Origin of the sequence: Pseudomonas tremae, from assembly GCF_023278125.1 — a bacterium.
Taxonomy (GTDB): domain Bacteria; phylum Pseudomonadota; class Gammaproteobacteria; order Pseudomonadales; family Pseudomonadaceae; genus Aquipseudomonas; species Aquipseudomonas tremae.
The window spans coordinates 1,147,999-1,166,968 of the sequence record NZ_CP066270.1; the positions used below are offsets into that span (position 1 = coordinate 1,147,999).

Genomic DNA, 18,970 nt, shown 5'->3' on the forward strand with positions numbered 1-18,970 from the left:
AGATTATTCTCATAGAAATAGAAAACAAGCCTTTTTAGTGGCAATATTTTGTTTTATCTACAACTACAAGCCTGAAAGGCACTCCCAGTTGATCGAGATCAGGGTTCTGCTTCCTGACAATCGCTGCTCGAAAACCGGAGCTGTCTTTACGGGTGACCTTAGACGTTAGCCTGGAGTTCATCACATGCACCCCCGCATCCTTGAAGTAACCGAGCGGCTCATCGCTCGCAGTCGCGATACCCGTCAGCGCTACCTTCAATTGATTCGCGGCGCAGCGAGCGATGGCCCGATGCGCGGTAAGCTCCAATGTGCCAACTTTGCACACGGGGTCGCCGCCTGCGGCCCGGAAGACAAGCAAAATCTGCGTCTGATGAACGCCGCCAACGTGGCCATCGTCTCCTCCTACAACGAGATGCTCTCGGCGCATCAGCCCTACGAACACTTTCCTGCCCAGATCAAACAGGCTTTACGTGACATTGGTTCGGTCGGCCAGTTTGCCGGTGGCGTGCCTGCCATGTGTGATGGCGTGACCCAGGGTGAGCCCGGCATGGAACTGGCCATTGCCAGCCGCGAAGTGATCGCGATGTCTACGGCCATTGCGTTGTCGCACAACATGTTCGACGCCGCGCTGATGCTGGGCATCTGCGACAAGATCGTCCCGGGCCTGATGATGGGCGCGTTGCGTTTTGGTCATTTGCCAACGGTATTCGTCCCTGGCGGGCCCATGGTCTCGGGCATTTCCAACAAACAGAAAGCCGACGTGCGGCAGCGTTATGCTGAAGGCAAGGCCAGCCGCGAAGAGCTGCTGGACTCCGAAATGAAGTCCTATCACGGCCCCGGCACCTGCACGTTCTACGGCACGGCCAACACCAATCAGTTGCTGATGGAAGTTATGGGGCTGCACCTTCCCGGTGCTTCGTTCGTCAACCCGTACACGCCGTTGCGCGATGCACTGACCGCCGAAGCCGCGCGCCAGGTGACACGTATGACCATGCAGAGCGGCGACTTCATGCCGATCGGCGAAATCGTCGACGAGCGCTCGCTGGTCAACTCCATCGTGGCACTGCACGCCACTGGCGGCTCGACCAACCACACGCTGCACATGCCGGCCATCGCGCAGGCCGCCGGTATTCAACTGACCTGGCAGGACATGGCCGATCTGTCTGAAGTGGTGCCGACCCTGAGCCACGTCTATCCCAACGGCAAAGCCGACATCAATCACTTCCAGGCGGCCGGCGGCATGTCGTTCCTGATCCGTGAGCTGCTCGCCGCCGGCCTGTTGCATGAAAACGTCAACACCGTGGCCGGTTATGGCCTTAGCCGTTATACCCGCGAGCCTTTCCTGGAAGACGGCAAGCTGGTCTGGCGCGAAGGGCCGCTCGAAAGTCTGGACGAGAGCATTCTGCGCCCGGTGTCCCGTCCGTTTTCTCCGGAAGGCGGGCTGCGGGTGATGGAAGGCAATCTCGGTCGCGGGGTTATGAAAGTTTCCGCCGTCGCTCCGGAGCATCAGATCGTAGAAGCGCCTGCCAGAGTGTTTCAGGACCAGAAAGAGCTGGCCGATGCGTTCAAGGCTGGCGAGCTGGAGTGCGATTTCGTCGCCGTAATGCGTTTTCAGGGGCCGCGCTGCAATGGCATGCCCGAGCTGCACAAGATGACCCCGTTTCTGGGTGTCCTGCAGGATCGCGGGTTCAAGGTCGCGCTGGTGACCGATGGGCGGATGTCGGGCGCCTCGGGCAAGATTCCGGCAGCGATTCATGTCTGCCCTGAAGCATTCGATGGCGGACCGTTGGCACTCGTGCGCGATGGCGACGTCATCCGCGTCGATGGCGTAAAAGGCACGTTACAAGTGCTGGTCGAAGCGTCAGAATTGGTCGCCCGAGAACCGGCCGTGAATCAGATCGACAACAGTGTCGGCTGCGGTCGCGAGCTTTTCGGGTTCATGCGCATGGCCTTCAGCTCGGCAGAGCAGGGCGCCAGCGCCTTTACCTCTAGTCTGGAGACGCTTAAGTGAAGTTGGCCCTGGTCGGTGATATAGGCGGTACCAATGCACGTTTTGCCATTTGGGAAGACGACACGCTGCATTCTGTCCGGGTGTTCCCGACCATTGACTATGCTGGCCCGGAAAAAGCCATCGAGGTCTATCTTCAGGTTCTTGAGCTGCAGCGTGGCGATATCGGCCATGTGTGTCTGGCTGTTGCCGGACCGGTCGATGGCGATGATTTCGAGTTCACCAACAGCCACTGGCGACTGAACCGCAAGACCTTCTGCGCCGATCTGCAAGTCGATCATCTGCTATTGATCAACGACTTCACTGCGATGGCGCTGGGCATGACCCGGCTCAAGGACGACGAGTATCTGACTGTCTGCCACGGCCAGGGTAAGCCGGATCGTCCGTGCGTGGTGGTCGGGCCTGGCACAGGGCTGGGCATTGGCACATTGATCAAGCTGGAAGGCAGCCGCTGGATGGCCTTGCCGGGCGAGGGTGGGCATGCCGATCTGCCTATTGGTACTGCGCGTGAGGCCCTGTTGTGGGCGCGCTTGATGGCCGAGCATGAACACGTCAGTGCTGAAGTTGTTTTGAGTGGCGCAGGGCTGCTGTTGTTGTACCAGGTCAGTTGCGCGCTGGACGATATCGAGCCGGCGCTCAAGTCGCCTGCTGCGATCACGTCGGCAGCGCTGGCGGGCGATCCGGTTGCCGCAACGGTGCTGGAGCAGTTTTGCGTATTTCTCGGCAGGGTGGTGGGCAACAACGTCCTGACGCTGGGCAGCCTGGGCGGGGTGTACATCGTCGGCGGTGTGGTGCCGCGTTTCTCTGACTTCTTCATCAACAGCGGTTTCAGACGCGCCATGGCCGAAAAGGGTGTGATGAGCGACTACTTCAAAGGCCTGCCGGTGTGGCTGGTCACTGCCGAGTTTCCTGGCCTGACCGGCGCTGGTGTTGCCTTGCAACAAGCTTTTGGGGCACAGATCTGAGTAAGATCGCATAACAACAAGGTTCTACAGCCCAAAAAGGACGCTCCAACGTGAGTTCAGTCAGTAAATCGATCCTGCTGGTGGACGATGACCAGGAGATCCGTGAGTTGCTGGACACCTACCTGAGTCGCGCCGGTTTTCAGGTGCGCACGGTGGGTGACGGCGCTGATTTTCGCCGCGCGTTTAACGAGGCGTCGAGCGATCTGCTGATCCTCGACGTCATGTTGCCGGATGAAGACGGCTTCAGCCTGTGCAAATGGGTTCGTCAGCATCCGCGACAGCCGCACGTCCCTATCATCATGCTGACCGCCAGCTCTGACGAGGCTGATCGTGTCATCGGCCTGGAGCTGGGGGCCGACGACTATCTTGGCAAGCCGTTCAGCCCGCGCGAGTTGCAGGCACGGATCAAGGCGCTGCTGAGGCGTGCACAGTTCGGACAGGATCGTCCAGGCGGCGACGTGATTCTGTTCGATGAGTGGCGGCTGGACATGGTCAGCCATCGACTGTTTCACAACGATGGCGAAGAAGTGATTCTGTCCGGTGCCGACTTTGCGCTGCTCAAGCTGTTTCTCGATAACCCCCAGCAGATTCTCGACCGAGACACCATCGGCAACGCCACCCGCGGACGGGAATTGATGCCGCTGGAACGCATCGTCGACATGGCCGTCAGCCGCCTGCGCCAGCGCCTGCGTGACACCGGCAAGTCGCCGCGCCTGATTCGTACCATTCGCGGCAGTGGTTATTTGCTGGCGGCGAACGTCAACTCGCAAGCGGGTAACGGTTATTAACTCGCCCGCTGCAGGCCCGAAAAAAACCGGCTTGCCGCTACCGCGCTCGTTGCTGGGGCGCATGTTGCTGTTGACGTTGCTGGCGGTGTTCATGGCGCAGGCCCTGTCCAGCGTGATCTGGCTGTCCCAGCTGCGCGCTACGCAAATGGAAGGGCTGGTCACCAGTGCCCGTAGCCTGGCGTATTCGATGGCTGCCAGCGTCAGTTATTTTCGTTCGCTGCCGCTGGCTTACCGGCCAATGGTGCTGGATCAACTGCGCAGCATGGGCGGCACACGCTTCGTGGTCTCGCTCAACGATCACCCGCTGGACATGCAAATCATGCAGCCCACACCCCGCAAGCAGGCGGTGCTGGATGTAGTGGGTGACGTACTGCGCCAGCGCCTTGGCAACGGCCCGGACATTACCGTGTGGTTTGCCCGTCCGGACGAACTGCGAATTTTCAACAGCGGCCTGAAGCTCGATGAGCTACCGCGCTCTTGGGCACATTACGCACTGACGCTTGAGCCGGTAAACCCGCCGGTGCTGGTCACGCAGATCGAAATGGCCCCCGGAGAGTGGTTCTACATCGCCTCTCTGCTGCCCGAACCCTATACCTCGCTGGAAGAGCAGGAACTGCCGCTGCAGCAAGTGTCTTTCATTGTCCTGACCAGCGCATTTCTGTTGTTGTTCATCGGTTTGCTGGTGCATTGGCAAAGCCGGCCGCTCAAGCGCCTTGCGAGCGCTGCACGAGACATGTCGCTGGGTGCGGATGTCGAGCCGGTGGTCGAGGGCGGAGGGAGTGAAGTGGTCGAGGTGAGTCGTGCCTTCAACGCCATGCGCACCCGTATCAGCCGCTACCTGACCGAGCGGGGGCAGCTGTTCAGTGCTATCTCCCATGACTTGCGCACACCCATTACCCGCTTGCGGCTGCGCGTCGAACTGCTGGAAGACGAACCTTTGCAGCGCAAGTTCAGCCGCGACCTGGATGAGCTGGAATTGCTCGTCAAGGGCGCGCTGCAGTGCGTCAAGGACACCGACATCCACGAGAACATCGAGCCCGTGGACCTGAATGCACTGATCGAATGCCTGGTCGAGCCCTGGCTGTATCCTGAAGGTGACGGGCGTGTCACACAGCATGGCGAGGCGCTGGCGGCCTATTCCGGCAAACCGCTGGCCCTCAAGCGCTGCATCGGCAATCTGATCGATAACGCCCTCAAATACGGGCACCGGGCGCATCTCAAGGTCGAGGACAGCGCACAGGCATTCATTCTGCACGTGGATGATGAAGGTCCGGGGGTGCCGGAGCAGCGTCTGGAACATGTCTTCGAGCCGCATTTTCGTCTTGCAGGCAGTCAGCAGCAGGGCTACGGCCTGGGTCTGGGGATCGCCCGCAACATCGCTCACAGTCACGGCGGCGAAGTCAGTCTGCAGAACCTGCGTGACGGCGGGCTGCGAGTGACGTTGTACCTGCCGAGGACCGCAGATTGACCCGTAGCTCAGTGGCTTTTGGCCCATTGCGGGCGAGGTGTCGTCGAATGTAACAATGCTGTGACATTTGCGCATCCCTTCGTTACTGTCGCAGCGTCTGTCTTGGTTAGACTCCCACGAAGCGCAAGCACCAGACTTGCTCATGCATAACAACAAGAAAGGTCAATTCGATGAATTCCATGTCACGTCTCGCTGTTGTCATCTCTCTCGCTTCGTTGTTCCCTCTGAGCGCCACTGCCGCTGAATCCAAAGGCACTGTTGAAGTCGTGCACTGGTGGACGTCGGGTGGGGAAAAAGCTGCGGTTGATGTCTTGAAGGCACAAGTTGAAAAAGATGGCTTCGTCTGGAAAGACGGTGCTATTGCCGGTGGTGGTGGTGCCACGGCCATGACCGTACTCAAAAGCCGCGCCGTTTCTGGCAACCCGCCAGGCGTCGCGCAGATCAAAGGTCCTGATATTCAGGAATGGGCCTCTACCGGTCTGCTGGATACTGACGCGCTGAAAGACGTCGCCAAGACCGAAAAGTGGGACTCCCTGCTGGACAAGAAAGTCTCCGATACCGTGAAGTACGAAGGTGATTACGTCGCTGTCCCGGTGAACATTCACCGCGTCAACTGGCTGTGGATCAACCCTGAAGTCTTCAAGAAAGCAGGTATCGACAAGGCGCCCACCACTCTGGAAGAGTTCTACGCTGCGGGCGACAAGCTGAAAAAAGCCGGTTTCATTCCACTGGCACATGGTGGTCAGCCTTGGCAGGACAGCACCGTGTTCGAAGCTGTGGTGCTCTCGGTCATGGGGGCTGATGGCTACAAGAAAGCTCTGGTCGATCTGGACAAGGATGCGCTGACCGGCGAAGGCATGGTCAAGTCGCTGACCGAACTCAAGAAAGTCGCGACCTATATGGATGCCGACGGCAAGGGTCAGGACTGGAACCTCGAAGCTGCCAAGGTCATCAACGGCAAGGCCGGCATGCAGATCATGGGCGATTGGGCCAAGAGCGAATGGACAGCTGCCAAGAAGGTCGCTGGCAAGGATTACCAGTGCATAGCCTTCCCTGGCACCGACAAGGCGTTCACTTACAACATTGACTCGCTGGCCGTCTTCAAACAGAAAGACAAGGGCACGACTGCTGCTCAGCAGGATCTGGCCAAGGTTGCGATGGGTGAGGACTTCCAGAAAGTCTTCAGCATAAACAAGGGGTCGATCCCGGTTCGTGAAGACATGCTTGCAGACATGAACAAGTATGGTTTTGACTCATGTGCGCAAACTGCTGCCAAGGACTTCCTGGCTGACTCGAAGACCGGCGGTCTGCAACCAAGCATGGCGCACAACATGGCGACTACGCTGGCAGTGCAGGGCGCGTTCTTTGACGTGATCACCAACTACATCAACGACCCGTCAGCTGATCCGGCGGCAACAGCCAAGAAACTGGCGACAGCGGTCAAGTCGGCGCAGTAATACTTACCGTTCAGCCTGTATCCGCAGTTCATGGTGCTGAAATCCTTTGTGGATTTCACCCATGGCTGCGGCCTGAATTCGACATAAGGGATACTCCCGATGAGCTCTGTCGCTGCGCACAGCAAAGCCTCGCCAATGGATGCGCTGCAACGCTGGCTACCCAAACTGGTGCTGGCACCCAGCATGTTCATCGTGTTGGTCGGCTTTTATGGCTACATCCTCTGGACATTTGCGCTTTCGTTCACTAACTCGACGTTTCTGCCGTCCTATAAATGGGTCGGTCTGGCGCAATATGCGCGCCTCATGGACAACGACCGCTGGTGGGTCGCGAGCAAGAACCTTGCAGTGTTCGGCGGAATGTTCATCGCAATCAGCCTGGTGATCGGGGTGCTGCTGGCTGTCCTGCTGGACCAGCGCATCCGACGCGAAGGCGTGATTCGCACTATTTATCTGTACCCGATGGCGCTCTCGATGATCGTCACCGGTACGGCGTGGAAGTGGTTGCTCAACCCCGGCCTGGGCCTGGACAAGATGCTCCGCGACTGGGGCTGGGAAGGTTTTCGTCTCGACTGGCTGGTCGACCCGGACCGCGTTGTGTACTGCCTGGTCATTGCCGCCGTGTGGCAATCTTCCGGCTTCGTCATGGCATTGTTTCTGGCGGGCCTGCGCGGCGTCGATCAGTCCATCATTCGTGCGGCGCAAATGGATGGCGCCAGCCTGCCGATGATCTACTGGCGGGTGGTTTTGCCCAGTCTGCGTCCTGTGTTCTTCAGCGCGGTCATGATTCTGGCGCACATCGCCATCAAGAGCTTCGACCTGGTGGCCGCGATGACTGCAGGCGGCCCTGGTTACTCCTCGGACCTGCCGGCAATGTTCATGTATTCGTTCACCTTCAGTCGCGGTCAGATGGGCATGGGCTCTGCCAGTGCGATTCTGATGCTCGGCGCCATCCTGGCGATTCTGGTGCCGTACCTGTATTCCGAGCTGAGGACCAAACGCCATGACTAGTCATGTTGGCAAACCGGGCATCAGCTTCAGTCGCGTTCTTATCTACGCTGTGCTGACGCTGGCCTGCCTGATTTATCTGGTACCACTGGTGGTGATGTTGTTCACCAGCTTCAAGACGCCCGAAGACATCGGCACCGGCAACCTGCTGAGCCTGCCGAGCGTGGTCACCGCCATTGGCTGGATCAAGGCCTGGGACCTCGTCGACGGCTACTTCTGGAACTCGATCAAGATCACGGTTCCGGCGGTACTGATCTCCACGGCAGTCGGTGCGCTCAACGGCTATGTCCTGTCGATGTGGCGCTTCAAGGGCTCGCAGCTGTTTTTCGGGCTTCTGCTGTTCGGTTGCTTCCTGCCCTTCCAGACAGTGCTGCTGCCGGCGTCCTTCACGCTGGGCAAGATGGGCCTGGCCAACACCACGGCAGGGCTGGTGTTCGTCCACGTCGTGTACGGGCTGGCGTTTACCACGCTGTTTTTCCGCAACTACTACGTCAGTATTCCGGAAGCGCTCGTACGCGCCGCACGCCTTGATGGCGCGGGTTTCTTCACCATCTTCGGGCGCATCATTCTGCCGATGTCGACACCCATCGTGATGGTCTGCCTGATCTGGCAGTTCACGCAGATATGGAACGATTTCCTGTTCGGCGTTGTGTTTTCCAGCGGCGATTCCCAGCCGATCACTGTGGCGCTGAACAACCTGGTCAACACCAGTACAGGCGCCAAGGAATACAACGTTGACATGGCGGCGGCGATGATCGCCGGTCTGCCGACACTGCTGGTCTACGTACTGGCTGGCAAGTATTTCCTGCGTGGGCTCACGGCCGGCGCGGTCAAGGGGTAATCATGGCGACTCTCGAATTACGCAACGTCAACAAGACCTACGGCAGCAACTTGCCGGACACGCTGAAGAACATCGAACTGTCGATCAAGGATGGTGAGTTTCTGATTCTGGTCGGACCGTCCGGCTGTGGTAAGTCCACGCTGATGAACTGCATCGCCGGGCTTGAAAGCATCAGCGGTGGTGCGATTCTCATCGATGGCGAGGATGTCAGCGGCACCAGCCCGAAAGACCGTGACATCGCGATGGTGTTCCAGTCCTACGCGCTGTACCCGACCATGACGGTCCGCGAAAACATTGCCTTTGGGCTGAAGATTCGCAAGATGCCGCAGGCCTCCATCGACGAGGAGGTCGCCCGCGTCTCCAAGTTGTTGCAGATCGAGCACCTGCTCAATCGCAAACCGGGGCAGATGTCCGGTGGTCAGCAGCAGCGCGTCGCGATGGGGCGTGCGCTGGCGCGTCGGCCGAAGATCTACCTGTTCGATGAGCCGCTGTCCAACCTCGACGCCAAGCTGCGGGTCGAGATGCGTACTGAAATGAAATTGATGCACCAGCGCCTGAAAACCACCACGGTCTATGTCACCCACGACCAGATCGAAGCCATGACGCTGGGCGACAAAGTGGCGGTCATGAAGGACGGTATCGTTCAGCAGTTCGGTACGCCCAAGCAGATCTACAACGACCCGGCCAACCTGTTTGTGGCCAGCTTTATAGGTTCGCCGCCGATGAACTTCATCCCGCTGCGCCTGCAGCGCAAGGATGGCCAATTGCTCGCAATGCTCGACAGTGGTCAGGCGCGTTGCGAATTGCCGGTCGGTGTTTCCGATGCCGGGCTGGAAGACCGTGAAATCATTCTTGGCATTCGGCCAGAACAGATTATGCTGGCGTCCGACGAGTCAAGTGGGCTGCCAACCATTCGTGCTGAAGTGCAGGTCACCGAGCCTACTGGCCCGGATACACTGGTTTTCGTGATGCTCAACCAGAGCAAGGTCTGCTGCCGTCTTGCTCCGGATGTCGCACCACAGGTGGGCGAGAGCCTGACGCTGCAATTCGATCCTTCCAAGGTCCTGATTTTCGACGCCCAGAGCGGTGAGCGTCTTGGGGTTCTTGGAAAGCAACCGTCTGCCGAGCGGGTGAGCAACGTCTCGCAGTTGAACCGCAAGTGATAGATTGATTCAATACCGGGTACCGCTGGCCGGCCATTTACCGCACAGGTAAACGGCCTGTAATTGGACACAAGCAGTGAATGAAGCAAGACGTTTACCGAAGCTAATAACAATAAAACGAGGATTGATGGGATGAAGAAGATCACCAAAGGTAAATCGCTTTCCCGGCTCCAGCTGGCATGCAAGCTGTCGGCGTTGGGTGCGATGGGGCTGGCCAGCAGTGTTCACGCTGCAGAGCCGTTTGCCGCTGACTCACCGTGGATGTCCGGCGACTGGGGCGGCAAGCGCACCGAGTTGCTGGACAAGGGTTATGACTTCTCGCTGGAATACGTTTCCGAGATGGCCAGCAACCTCAAAGGTGGTTCCAACGACGACACCACCGGCCGTTACAGCGATCAGTTCGCGCTGGGCATGAAAGTCGATCTGCAGAAGGTTCTCGGCTGGCATGATGCGGAGTTCAAGCTGGCGATCACCGAACGTAGCGGGCGCAACATCTCCAATGACCGGATCGGCGATCCTCGTGCCGGTACGCTCAGTTCCTCTCAGGAGGTATGGGGCCGCGGCCAGACCTGGCGTCTGACCCAGATGTGGGTCAAACAGAAGTATTTCGACGGCGCGCTGGACGTCAAGGTCGGTCGTTTCGGGCCGGGCGAAGACTTCAACAGCTTCCCGTGCGACTTCCAGAACCTGTCGTTCTGTGGTTCGCAGGTCGGTAACTACGTAAACACCTGGTACAACTGGCCAGTCAGCCAGAACGCTCTGCGTATCAAATACAACATCACCCCGGAAGTGTATGCACAAGTAGGTGTGTACGAGCAGAACCCTTCCAATCTGGAAACCGGTAACGGCTTCAAACTCAGCGGTAGCGGCACCAAAGGCATGATCCTGCCGGTCGAACTGGTATGGACGCCCACTATCAACTCGTTGCCAGGTGAGTACCGTGTTGGTTACTACAAGAGCACGCCTAATGCCGATGACGTCTACAAAGACGTAAACGGTCAGCCGCAAGCGGCTACTGGCGCTGCGTTCAAATCGCATGACAGCAAGCATGGCTGGTGGGTCGTGGCTCAGCAACAACTGACCACTCACGAAGGCGACGCATCGCGCGGCCTGAGTATCTTTGCCAACGCCACCGTGCATGACAAGGCCACCAACTTCGTCGACAACTATCAGCAGATCGGCTTTACCTACAAAGGTCCGTTCAACTCACGTCCGAAAGATGACATCGGTATCGGTATCGCCCGTATCCACGTCAACGACGATGTGCAGGATCGCGTACGTCTGGCCAACCAGATCAGCGGTATCAATGATTTCGACAACCCAGGCTTCCTGCCGGTCCAGAGCACCGAGTACAACTCGGAAATCTACTACGGCTTCCACGTTACCAATTGGTTGACCGTGCGTCCTAACCTGCAGTACGTCAAGCATCCAGGCGGTGTGGATCAGGTTGATGACGCTCTCGTGGCGGGCATCAAGATTCAATCGAAGTTCTGAATATTGATTGACGCGTAACGCGATCAAAGGTCGTGTGTGCTTTACGGGCAGCCTGGCTGCCCGTTTTTTTATGGGTTGATCCTTTTATTTTTCAGGGACGCGATTGGCGATGACCACTCACGACGCGCAACTGCCTGAACATCCATTGCAACGCTTCTTCCGATCCCGACGTGCCAGACCTACTTTCGAGTGGGAGCGTTGTCAGCTGCGCGACGTTCTGGTGATTGACCATCCGCAGTGTCAGGCAGTCTTTAGTCGGCAAGGTGCGCAATTGCTGCATTTCCAGCCGCGTGACCAGAAGCCCTGGTTGTGGTGCGCTGCGCAGTGGCCACAGGTGGGTGCCATACGCGGCGGCGTACCAGTCTGTTGGCCGTGGTATGGCCGGCATCCCGGCGAGAGCGGCTGGCCTGCGCATGGCTGGGGGCGCCTGCTCGACTGGAAGCTGATCGACAGTCGCGAAAGCGAGGAGGGCGTGAGCCTGCACTGGCGTTTGCAGCTGTGGGATTGGCAGGCAGATCTGCATGCCGAGCTGGGGCAGGGCATGGAACTGCGCCTTAGCACCTGTCACGAGGACAGTGAGCCTTGCCATTTCAGCCATGCATTGCATGCCTACTGGCGGATCAGCGATGTTGCCGAGGTGGCGCTGGCCGGGCTCGATGGCGCTCAGGGCTATGACGAGCTCAGCCGTCAGACGTGTCAGCAGCAAGGCGAACTGCGCGTGTCAGGTGGCTGCCAGCGGGTCTTCGAGCATGCCGGGGCCTTGCAGCTCCAGGACCCGACCTGGCAACGCCGACTGAACATCGACACCGGCGACAGCGCCAATACCGTGGTCTGGCACCCCGGCAGCAGACCGCTGCTGGGTGTGTGCGGAAGTGAAACCACAGGCTTCGTACGCGTCGAAGCCGCTTCGGGTTCCGGCGACGCCTTCAGCCTGCAACCGGGCGAGCAAGTGCAGCTCAAGTTGCAGGCCAGCCTGGCGGGTTAGGGCCACGAGGGGCGCAAAGGCAACCTGAGTCGAACCCCGATCCACCTGATGCCTCAGAGCCTCCGTGTGACGCAGAGCGTCCCGAACTGCATCCCCGCGCGAAGCGTTGGAACGATAGTTTTGTGGCTGATGCTCTGCGTCCGGCCTTGAGCCGGTCTCAGCCCTGTTCCTCTAGCGGATAGCGGCTGTCGTTCAGGCTTTCCTTGATCTTGCGCAGGTGCGGCTGGAAGTCGACGCCGCGGCGCAGGGTCATGCCGGTTGCCAGTACGTCGAGGACGGTCAGCTGAATGATCCGCGAGGTCATCGGCATGTAGATGTCGGTGTCTTCGGGCAGCGGGATGTTCAGGCTCACGGTGCTGGCCTGGGCCAGCGGCGAACCTGCAGCAGTCAGGCCCAGTACCGACGCGCCGTTGGCTCGTGCGATACGCGCCACTTCCACCAGTTCGCGGGTGCGGCCAGTGTAGGAAATGATCACGAACAACTCACCGGTGTGTGCCACCGACGCAATCATCCGTTGCATCAGCACATCGGCGTGCGCCGTGACCGCCAGATTGAAACGGAAGAATTTATGCTGCGCATCGAGCGCCACCGGAGCCGAAGCGCCCAGCCCGAAGAAGTGGATTTGCCGCGCCTGGATCAGCATGTCCACCGACTTGCTGATCAGCGCCGGGTCCAGCTGCTGGCAAGCGCTGTCCAGCGACGCAATGGCGCTGCCGAAAATCTTCTGGGTGTAGGCCTCGGGATTGTCGTCGGCTTCTACTGCACGGCTCACGTACGCTGCGCCACTGGCCAGGCTCTGCGCCAATTGCAGCTTCAGTTCCGGGTAGCCACTGACACTGAACGAACGGCAGAAACGATTGACCGTGGGTTCGCTGACTTTCGCCGCCTGAGCAAGCGCTGCAATACTCAGCCGCGTGGCCATCTGCGGGTTGAGCAGAATCACCTCGGCCACTTTGCGTTCGGCCTTGTTCAGCTCGTCGAGTCGGCTCTGGATCTGCTCCAGAAGGTTTCTAATGCGGTCCATTCAAAGTCCTTGTCGGGGCTGATTCACCAACGGTTTTGGCCTGAGCTTTTATTAGCCCTTTAGCCTGTAGCAAAGGTGGCCTATCGTACTGAGGGCCTGTGTTGATCACCACTGGAATATGCTTTTAGGCAGAATGTTGTGGTTATTACTACATATGGCCTTGAGTAACGCCTTTAAAAAAGGTATTTGTAGCCTAACTTGATAAAAGAACCAACATTATGCCCTTGATTACGGTTGAACCGTGTACATTTGCCCTGTTTGGTGCCCTGGGGGACCTCGCGGTACGCAAGCTGTTCCCGGCTCTTTATCAGCTTGATCGCGCTGGACTGCTGCATGAAGACACACGAATTCTTGCCCTGGCGCGTGAGCCGGGCGACGAGCAGTCGCATCTGGCCTACATCGAAAAATCCATGCGCCGCTTCATTCCCGAGGCGGAGCTCGAAGCCGAAAACGCTCGGCGCTTTCTGGCGCGCCTCAGCTACCTGCACGTCGACTTCCTCAAGGCCGAGGACTATGTCGCTCTGGCCGAGCGCGTTGGTGATGCCGAGACCCTGATCGCCTATTTCGCCACGCCGGCCTCGGTGTACGGCGCGATTTGCGAGAACCTCGCGTCGGTCAACCTGGCCGAACGTACGCGCGCGGTGCTGGAAAAGCCCATCGGTCATGACCTGGCTTCTTCACGCCGGGTCAACGATGCGGTTGCGCAGTTCTTCCCGGAAAACCGGGTCTATCGCATCGACCACTATCTGGGCAAGGACACGGTACAGAACCTCATTGCCCTGCGTTTTGCCAACAGCCTGTTCGAGACCCAGTGGAACCAGAACCATATTTCCCACGTGGAAATAACCGTCGCCGAGAAAGTCGGTATCGAAGGCCGCTGGGGGTACTTCGATCAGGCCGGTCAACTGCGCGACATGATTCAGAACCACCTGCTGCAACTGCTTTGCCTGATAGCCATGGACCCGCCCAGCGACCTGTCGGCTGACAGTATCCGCGACGAGAAGGTCAAGGTGCTCAAGGCCTTGGCACCGTTTACCCCTGAGCGCCTGGCGACCCAGGTGGTGCGAGGCCAGTACACCTCCGGTTACAGCGAAGGCAAGGCCGTGCCAGGTTATCTGGAGGAAGAAAACTCCAACACCCAGAGCGATACCGAAACCTTCGTGGCATTGCGTGCCGACATCCGCAACTGGCGCTGGTCGGGCACACCGTTCTATCTGCGTACCGGCAAGCGCATGCCGCAAAAGCTGTCGCAGATCGTGATCCATTTCAAAGAGCCGCCGCACTACATCTTTGCCCCTGAGCAGCGTTTGCAGATCAGCAATCGCTTGATCATCCGCCTGCAACCTGATGAAGGCATTTCTCTGCAGGTGATGACCAAGGATCAGGGGCTGGACAAAGGCATGCAGTTGCGCAGCGGCCCTTTGCAACTGAATTTTTCCGACACCTACCGCAGCGCTCGTGTCCCCGACGCTTATGAGCGGTTGTTGCTGGAAGTCATGCGTGGCAATCAGAACCTGTTTGTCCGCAAAGATGAAATCGAGTACGCCTGGCAATGGTGCGATCAGTTGATCGCCGGCTGGAAGAAGGCGGGCGATGCGCCCAAGCCTTACCCGGCTGGAACCTGGGGGCCGATGAGCTCCATTGCCTTGATTACTCGCGACGGGAGATCCTGGTATGGCGATATGTGACCTTGAGCTGCCAGCAGGGCTGGTGGCACGTGACTTCGACACCCCGCAGCAACTGGCCGATGCGCTGGCAAGCGATGTGGCCGGGCGCCTTGAGCAGGCGATCAGCGAAAACGGTCAGGCCACTCTGGTGGTGTCGGGTGGACGCAGCCCGGTGGCGTTCTTCCAAAGCCTGGCTGTGAAGCCACTTGAGTGGTCGAAGGTGGTCGTCAGCCTTGCCGACGAGCGTTTCGTGCCGACCGAACATGCCGACAGCAATGCCGGCCTGCTGCATCGCCACTTGCTTCAAGGCCCTGCGTCGAAAGCGAAGTTTCTTGGCCTTTACAGCGTGGCAGCCAGCGTCGAAGACGCGGCACAAGTTGCTGATCAGGCATTGGCCGAGCTGCCGCCTATCGATGTCTTGATTCTGGGCATGGGCGACGACGGGCACACCGCGTCGCTGTTCCCCGCCAGCCCGAACCTGGCAGAAGCGCTGGACCTCAATGGCGAGCGCCGCTGCCTGCCGATGCTCGCACCAAGCGTGCCGCATCAGCGTCTGACCCTGACGCGTCGTCTGTTGGCGTCTGCGCGTTCGCCGATCTTGTCGGTGTCCGGTCAGGCCAAACTAGACACCCTGCGTGCGGCGCTGGCCGGTGATGACCTCGCCGAAATGCCGGTGCGCGCCTTCCTTAACCCGTCTCTCGAGATTTACTGGTGCCCATAAGCAAAGGAACCGTCGCCATGACACAGAACGAAAATAATCAGCCGCTCACCAGCATGGCGAACAAGATTGCCGTGATCGACGAACTTTGCGCCAAGGCGAAGATTCTGCCGGTCATCACTATTGCACGTGATCAGGATGTATTGCCTTTGGCCGACGCCCTGGCCGCTGGCGGCATGACTGCTCTGGAAATTACCCTGCGCTCGGCGTTCGGTCTGAGCGCCATTCGCATTTTGCGTGAACAGCGTCCTGAACTGTGCGTGGGGGCAGGGACCATTCTGGACTGCAAAATGCTGGCTGACGCCGAGGCGGCGGGTTCGCAGTTCATCGTGACCCCCGGCAGCACCCAGGAGCTTCTGCAGGCGGCGCTCGACAGCCCGCTGCCCTTGCTGCCAGGCATCAGCAGTGCGTCGGAGATCATGATTGGCTACGCTATGGGCTATCGTCGCTTCAAGCTGTTTCCGGCCGAGATCAGCGGCGGTGTGGCGGCTATCAAGGCGCTCGGCGCGCCATTCAATGAGGTGCGCTTCTGCCCGACCGGCGGCGTCAACGAGCAGAACCTCAAGAGCTACATGGCCTTGCCTAACGTCATGTGCGTGGGCGGGACATGGATGATCGACAACGCCTGGGTCAAGAACGGCGACTGGGGTCGCATTCAGGAAGCCACCGCTCAGGCACTGGCGTTGTTTGACTGATTTTTCTGATCGAAAGCTTTTCGGGGGGCAGCCACGCTGCTGGCCCTGACAAAGAAGTTGTTGTTGGTTGTATGGCTTTGCGGTGCTCCCTGGTCCGGAGCACCGATTTTTTCCGGCTAGACCGTTCTCTTCTTTATACCCTGTCCTTGAACGACTGCCGCGGACGCGTGCGTAACGGGTCCAACAGCGCGCTCAGGCCGTTGTGATCGATTTCCTGCATCAGCGCCAGCAGACCGCCCAATTCTCCTTTGGGAAAGCCTTCCCGCGCGAACCAGTTCAAATAATGCCCAGGCAGGTCGGCGATGAGTCGTCCCTTGTATTTGCCGAACGGCATTTCCTGAGTGACCAGCAATTTGAGTTTTTCGGGATTCATGTGGGGTTGGCTCTGTTCATTCATCTTGACGTGAACGATACGTGCATTCTGCATGCAGGCCAAATGACAGTTCATGCAGATATCACGATAAAGGAGATGTGAAAATTTCGTAAGTTACTGAATTTCAAATGAAAATAATTTTTAAAAAACTGGCATGACGACTGCAATCTTCTAGGCAGAAGCAATTTTCGTATCAACCTGCCATTAGGAAATTATCAAATGACTGATATCAACAAAGAAACGATCTCTATCCTGAATGACCTGATCGAAACCAGCATCGACGGCAAAGAAGGCTTCGAAACCGCAGCCCAGAACGCCAAGAACCCAAAGGTGAAGGAGTTTCTGGCTCGTCGTGCCGGTGAGGTTGCCACTGCTGTTGGCGAACTGCAGCGGCATGTAAACCAGTTGGGTGGCAAGCCGGAAGACTCCACCAGCGTATCGGCTGACGTGCATCAGGCATGGGTAAAGCTGAAAACTGCTTTCACCAGCAACGATGACAAAGCCGTACTGGAAGAAGTAGAGCGCGGCGAAGACGTCGCCAAGAAAGCCTATAGCAAGGCTATCGAGAAGGCGACTGAGAAAGGCGTTTCCCCAGACGTTATCGCTGTGATCAAGAAGCAGCATGAAGGCGTTCTGAAGAACCACGACGAAGTCAAAGCTCTGCGTGACGCAGCCCGCGCCGCATCGTAATTCGATGCCCTTGCGGTGACGAAAAACGCCAGCCAGTCTGGCGTTTTTTTATGCCTGCACAAAACTTGTCAGGCTTTGTTTGGGGTCTCCGAATCGGAAGCGGCTGCCCACTGTTCTACCCGGTTACGACCATTGTTCTTGGCCCGGTAAAGCGCCTTGTCGGCAATGCCGAAAAACGTCTCCAGCTTGTCGCCTTGGCGAACGATCCCCGAAGCAACGCCGATGCTCACCGTTAACGAGTGCTCCGCATTCTTGAACAGCGGCAGTGATTCAACCGAGCGGCGGATGTTTTGCGCGATGATCATGGCCCCGGTGACATCGGTTTCCGGCAGCACCACCACAAATTCCTCGCCGCCATACCGCGCCAGACGGTCACCTGGCCTACGGATATTAAGAGCAATAGTCTGCGCAATCAGCCTCAAGGCCTCGTCGCCACCTTGATGACCATGGCGCTCGTTGAATGCCTTGAAATGATCGACGTCGATCATCAACAGCGAAAGGCGCTTGCCCGAACGTTGCGCACGCGCCCATTCGGTTTCCATGGCTTCGTCAAGCTGGCGGCGATTGTCCAGCCCGGTCAGACCGTCAGTTGCGGCCAGATCTGCCAGCGCATCTTCGGCACGACGGCGGCGTCGCAGTTCGCGAGACAGCAGCCAGGTCAGCCATAGAATCCCTATGCACAACACGCCGGTTGCCGTTGCGACCAGCCATGCGTTGCGTGTCCAGACGGCATAGACCGCTTCTTCGGACTGGCCAATCACTACGACCAGTGGAAGAGTGCCCACTCGCGAGAACGTGTACAGGCGAGGCGCATTCAGTTGAGACGATATGCCAGTGAAACTGCCATCGCCTTCCTTGAGAATGCGCTGGAAGTTGGCCGTATGGCTGTAGTCCTTGCCGATCAGGTCCTGACCCTCAAGGTCGGGGTAGCGCACGATCAGAATGCCGTTGGCATTGATCAGATTGATGCTGCTGCCTGCGCCCAGGTTCTGGCTCATGAACAAGTGTTTGAAATATATCAGGCGCATGGCCGCGCTGGCGATTCCCTAGAACTCGCCGTGCGGGCCTGAAATGCGTCGGCTGAAGCTGATGCACCAGTCCTTGTAGCCCCAGCGGGTTTTATAAGGCGTGCTGACGTGAAGGTCCGGCGACGGGTCCGCAGCATGATCTTTGAAATACGCACGGTCAGAGAAGTTATCGTCACGCGGCGTGACTGATAGCGAGTCGGCCAACAGGTTGCCCTTGTTGTCGAGCAGGACCAGGTCGCCCTTGTAGGAGGCGGCCGTGGAGCGATCAAACAGTACAAGCTGGCGAAGCTCTGGCGACAGATTCTTTATGTCCGGGCGCTGCCAGCTGCTGATCATGCCTTGCAGGGAAGAGTCGTAAAGTTCTGCGTTGTGCATGACGTCTGCGTCAATCAGTTGCACGATGTTGGCCGCCGCACGCGCCGCAGTCTGCGCGGCGTCTTCACGCTCCCGGAGCAACAGCGACGCAACAATGGCGAGGATGGCAAGCATCGCCAGCAAGCTGCCGAGGATCAACATGAGCTCAGGGCGAGGCCAGTTGGGCCGGTCCGGCCGAGAGGACGCAGACAACATCATCGGTTGCTTTACCTGCAGGAAAAGGTGC

At 58.6% G+C, this 18,970-nt stretch carries 16 protein-coding genes and 1 pseudogene; 14 read left to right on the top strand and 3 right to left on the bottom strand.

From position 1 onward, the window contains the following. Window positions 1-184: 184 nt before the first annotated feature. The 10 genes from edd (at window position 185) to I9H09_RS05335 (ending at window position 12,174) form a co-directional block, all read left to right on the top strand. A complete protein-coding gene (gene edd / locus I9H09_RS05290; RefSeq protein WP_122325237.1) occupies window positions 185-2,011 on the top strand; it encodes a phosphogluconate dehydratase in 1,827 nt (608 codons plus the stop codon). Next, window positions 2,008-2,973 carry a glucokinase gene (locus I9H09_RS05295; RefSeq protein WP_236502209.1) on the top strand — a complete coding sequence of 322 codons (966 nt, stop codon included), beginning with the start codon at window positions 2,008-2,010 and terminating at the stop codon, window positions 2,971-2,973. The genes edd and I9H09_RS05295 overlap by 4 nt, the downstream gene beginning before the upstream one ends. Before the next feature lie 50 nt (window positions 2,974-3,023). After that, entirely contained in the window at window positions 3,024-3,761 is a 738-nt protein-coding gene (locus I9H09_RS05300; RefSeq protein WP_005891408.1) for a response regulator, read from the top strand. 61 nt (window positions 3,762-3,822) lie between these two features. Further along, the gene (locus I9H09_RS05305) at window positions 3,823-5,229 is read left to right on the top strand and encodes an ATP-binding protein (protein WP_024671321.1); all 1,407 of its coding nucleotides are present in this window, start codon (window positions 3,823-3,825) and stop codon (window positions 5,227-5,229) included. Between the two features lie 170 nt (window positions 5,230-5,399). Then, a complete protein-coding gene (locus I9H09_RS05310) occupies window positions 5,400-6,686 on the top strand; it encodes an ABC transporter substrate-binding protein (protein WP_024691769.1) in 1,287 nt (428 codons plus the stop codon). A 99-nt stretch (window positions 6,687-6,785) separates the two neighbouring features. Beyond that, window positions 6,786-7,694, top strand: coding sequence for a carbohydrate ABC transporter permease (locus I9H09_RS05315; protein WP_005891414.1), 909 nt, complete (start codon window positions 6,786-6,788; stop codon window positions 7,692-7,694). Further along, entirely contained in the window at window positions 7,687-8,532 is an 846-nt protein-coding gene (locus tag I9H09_RS05320; RefSeq protein WP_005891416.1) for a carbohydrate ABC transporter permease, read from the top strand. The genes I9H09_RS05315 and I9H09_RS05320 overlap by 8 nt, the downstream gene beginning before the upstream one ends. A 2-nt stretch (window positions 8,533-8,534) precedes the next feature. Continuing rightward, window positions 8,535-9,695, top strand: a complete 1,161-nt coding sequence (locus I9H09_RS05325; protein WP_005891418.1) for an ABC transporter ATP-binding protein — start codon at window positions 8,535-8,537, stop codon at window positions 9,693-9,695. Between the two features lie 132 nt (window positions 9,696-9,827). Next, window positions 9,828-11,189, top strand: a complete 1,362-nt coding sequence (locus I9H09_RS05330; RefSeq protein WP_005891420.1) for a carbohydrate porin — start codon at window positions 9,828-9,830, stop codon at window positions 11,187-11,189. Window positions 11,190-11,298: 109 nt separating this feature from the next. Then, entirely contained in the window at window positions 11,299-12,174 is an 876-nt protein-coding gene (locus I9H09_RS05335; protein WP_053931920.1) for a D-hexose-6-phosphate mutarotase, read from the top strand. 157 nt (window positions 12,175-12,331) lie between these two features. Here I9H09_RS05335 and I9H09_RS05340 read toward each other — a convergent pair whose 3' ends face one another. Further along, window positions 12,332-13,189 (bottom strand): MurR/RpiR family transcriptional regulator, encoded by an 858-nt coding sequence (locus I9H09_RS05340; protein WP_174518517.1) that lies wholly within the window; start codon window positions 13,187-13,189, stop codon window positions 12,332-12,334. A gap of 227 nt (window positions 13,190-13,416) precedes the next feature. Here I9H09_RS05340 and zwf point away from each other — a divergent pair, with 227 nt between their 5' ends. The 3 genes from zwf to I9H09_RS05355 are packed head-to-tail and all read left to right on the top strand — an operon-like array spanning window position 13,417 to window position 16,278. Next, window positions 13,417-14,886: a glucose-6-phosphate dehydrogenase gene (gene zwf, locus I9H09_RS05345; RefSeq protein ID WP_053480708.1), complete on the top strand. Its 1,470-nt coding sequence runs from the start codon at window positions 13,417-13,419 to the stop codon at window positions 14,884-14,886. Then, complete coding sequence (gene pgl / locus I9H09_RS05350; RefSeq protein WP_122324694.1) at window positions 14,873-15,586, top strand: 6-phosphogluconolactonase; 714 nt, start codon at window positions 14,873-14,875, stop codon at window positions 15,584-15,586. The genes zwf and pgl overlap by 14 nt, the downstream gene beginning before the upstream one ends. Before the next feature lie 17 nt (window positions 15,587-15,603). After that, window positions 15,604-16,278 (top strand): bifunctional 4-hydroxy-2-oxoglutarate aldolase/2-dehydro-3-deoxy-phosphogluconate aldolase, encoded by a 675-nt coding sequence (locus I9H09_RS05355; protein ID WP_005891428.1) that lies wholly within the window; start codon window positions 15,604-15,606, stop codon window positions 16,276-16,278. Between the two features lie 133 nt (window positions 16,279-16,411). Here I9H09_RS05355 and I9H09_RS05360 read toward each other — a convergent pair whose 3' ends face one another. Continuing rightward, on the bottom strand, window positions 16,412-16,651 hold the full coding sequence (locus tag I9H09_RS05360; protein ID WP_122324696.1) for a DUF3820 family protein: 240 nt from the start codon (window positions 16,649-16,651) through the stop codon (window positions 16,412-16,414). 219 nt (window positions 16,652-16,870) lie between these two features. Between I9H09_RS05360 and I9H09_RS05365 the strand changes: the two genes are divergently transcribed. Further along, a complete protein-coding gene (locus tag I9H09_RS05365; protein WP_122324695.1) occupies window positions 16,871-17,341 on the top strand; it encodes a PA2169 family four-helix-bundle protein in 471 nt (156 codons plus the stop codon). 68 nt (window positions 17,342-17,409) lie between these two features. On the opposite strand, the pseudogene I9H09_RS05370 reads toward I9H09_RS05365, so the two are convergent. Beyond that, window positions 17,410-18,942 (bottom strand): annotated as a pseudogene (locus I9H09_RS05370) (sensor domain-containing diguanylate cyclase). Between the last annotated feature and the right edge of the window lie 28 nt (window positions 18,943-18,970).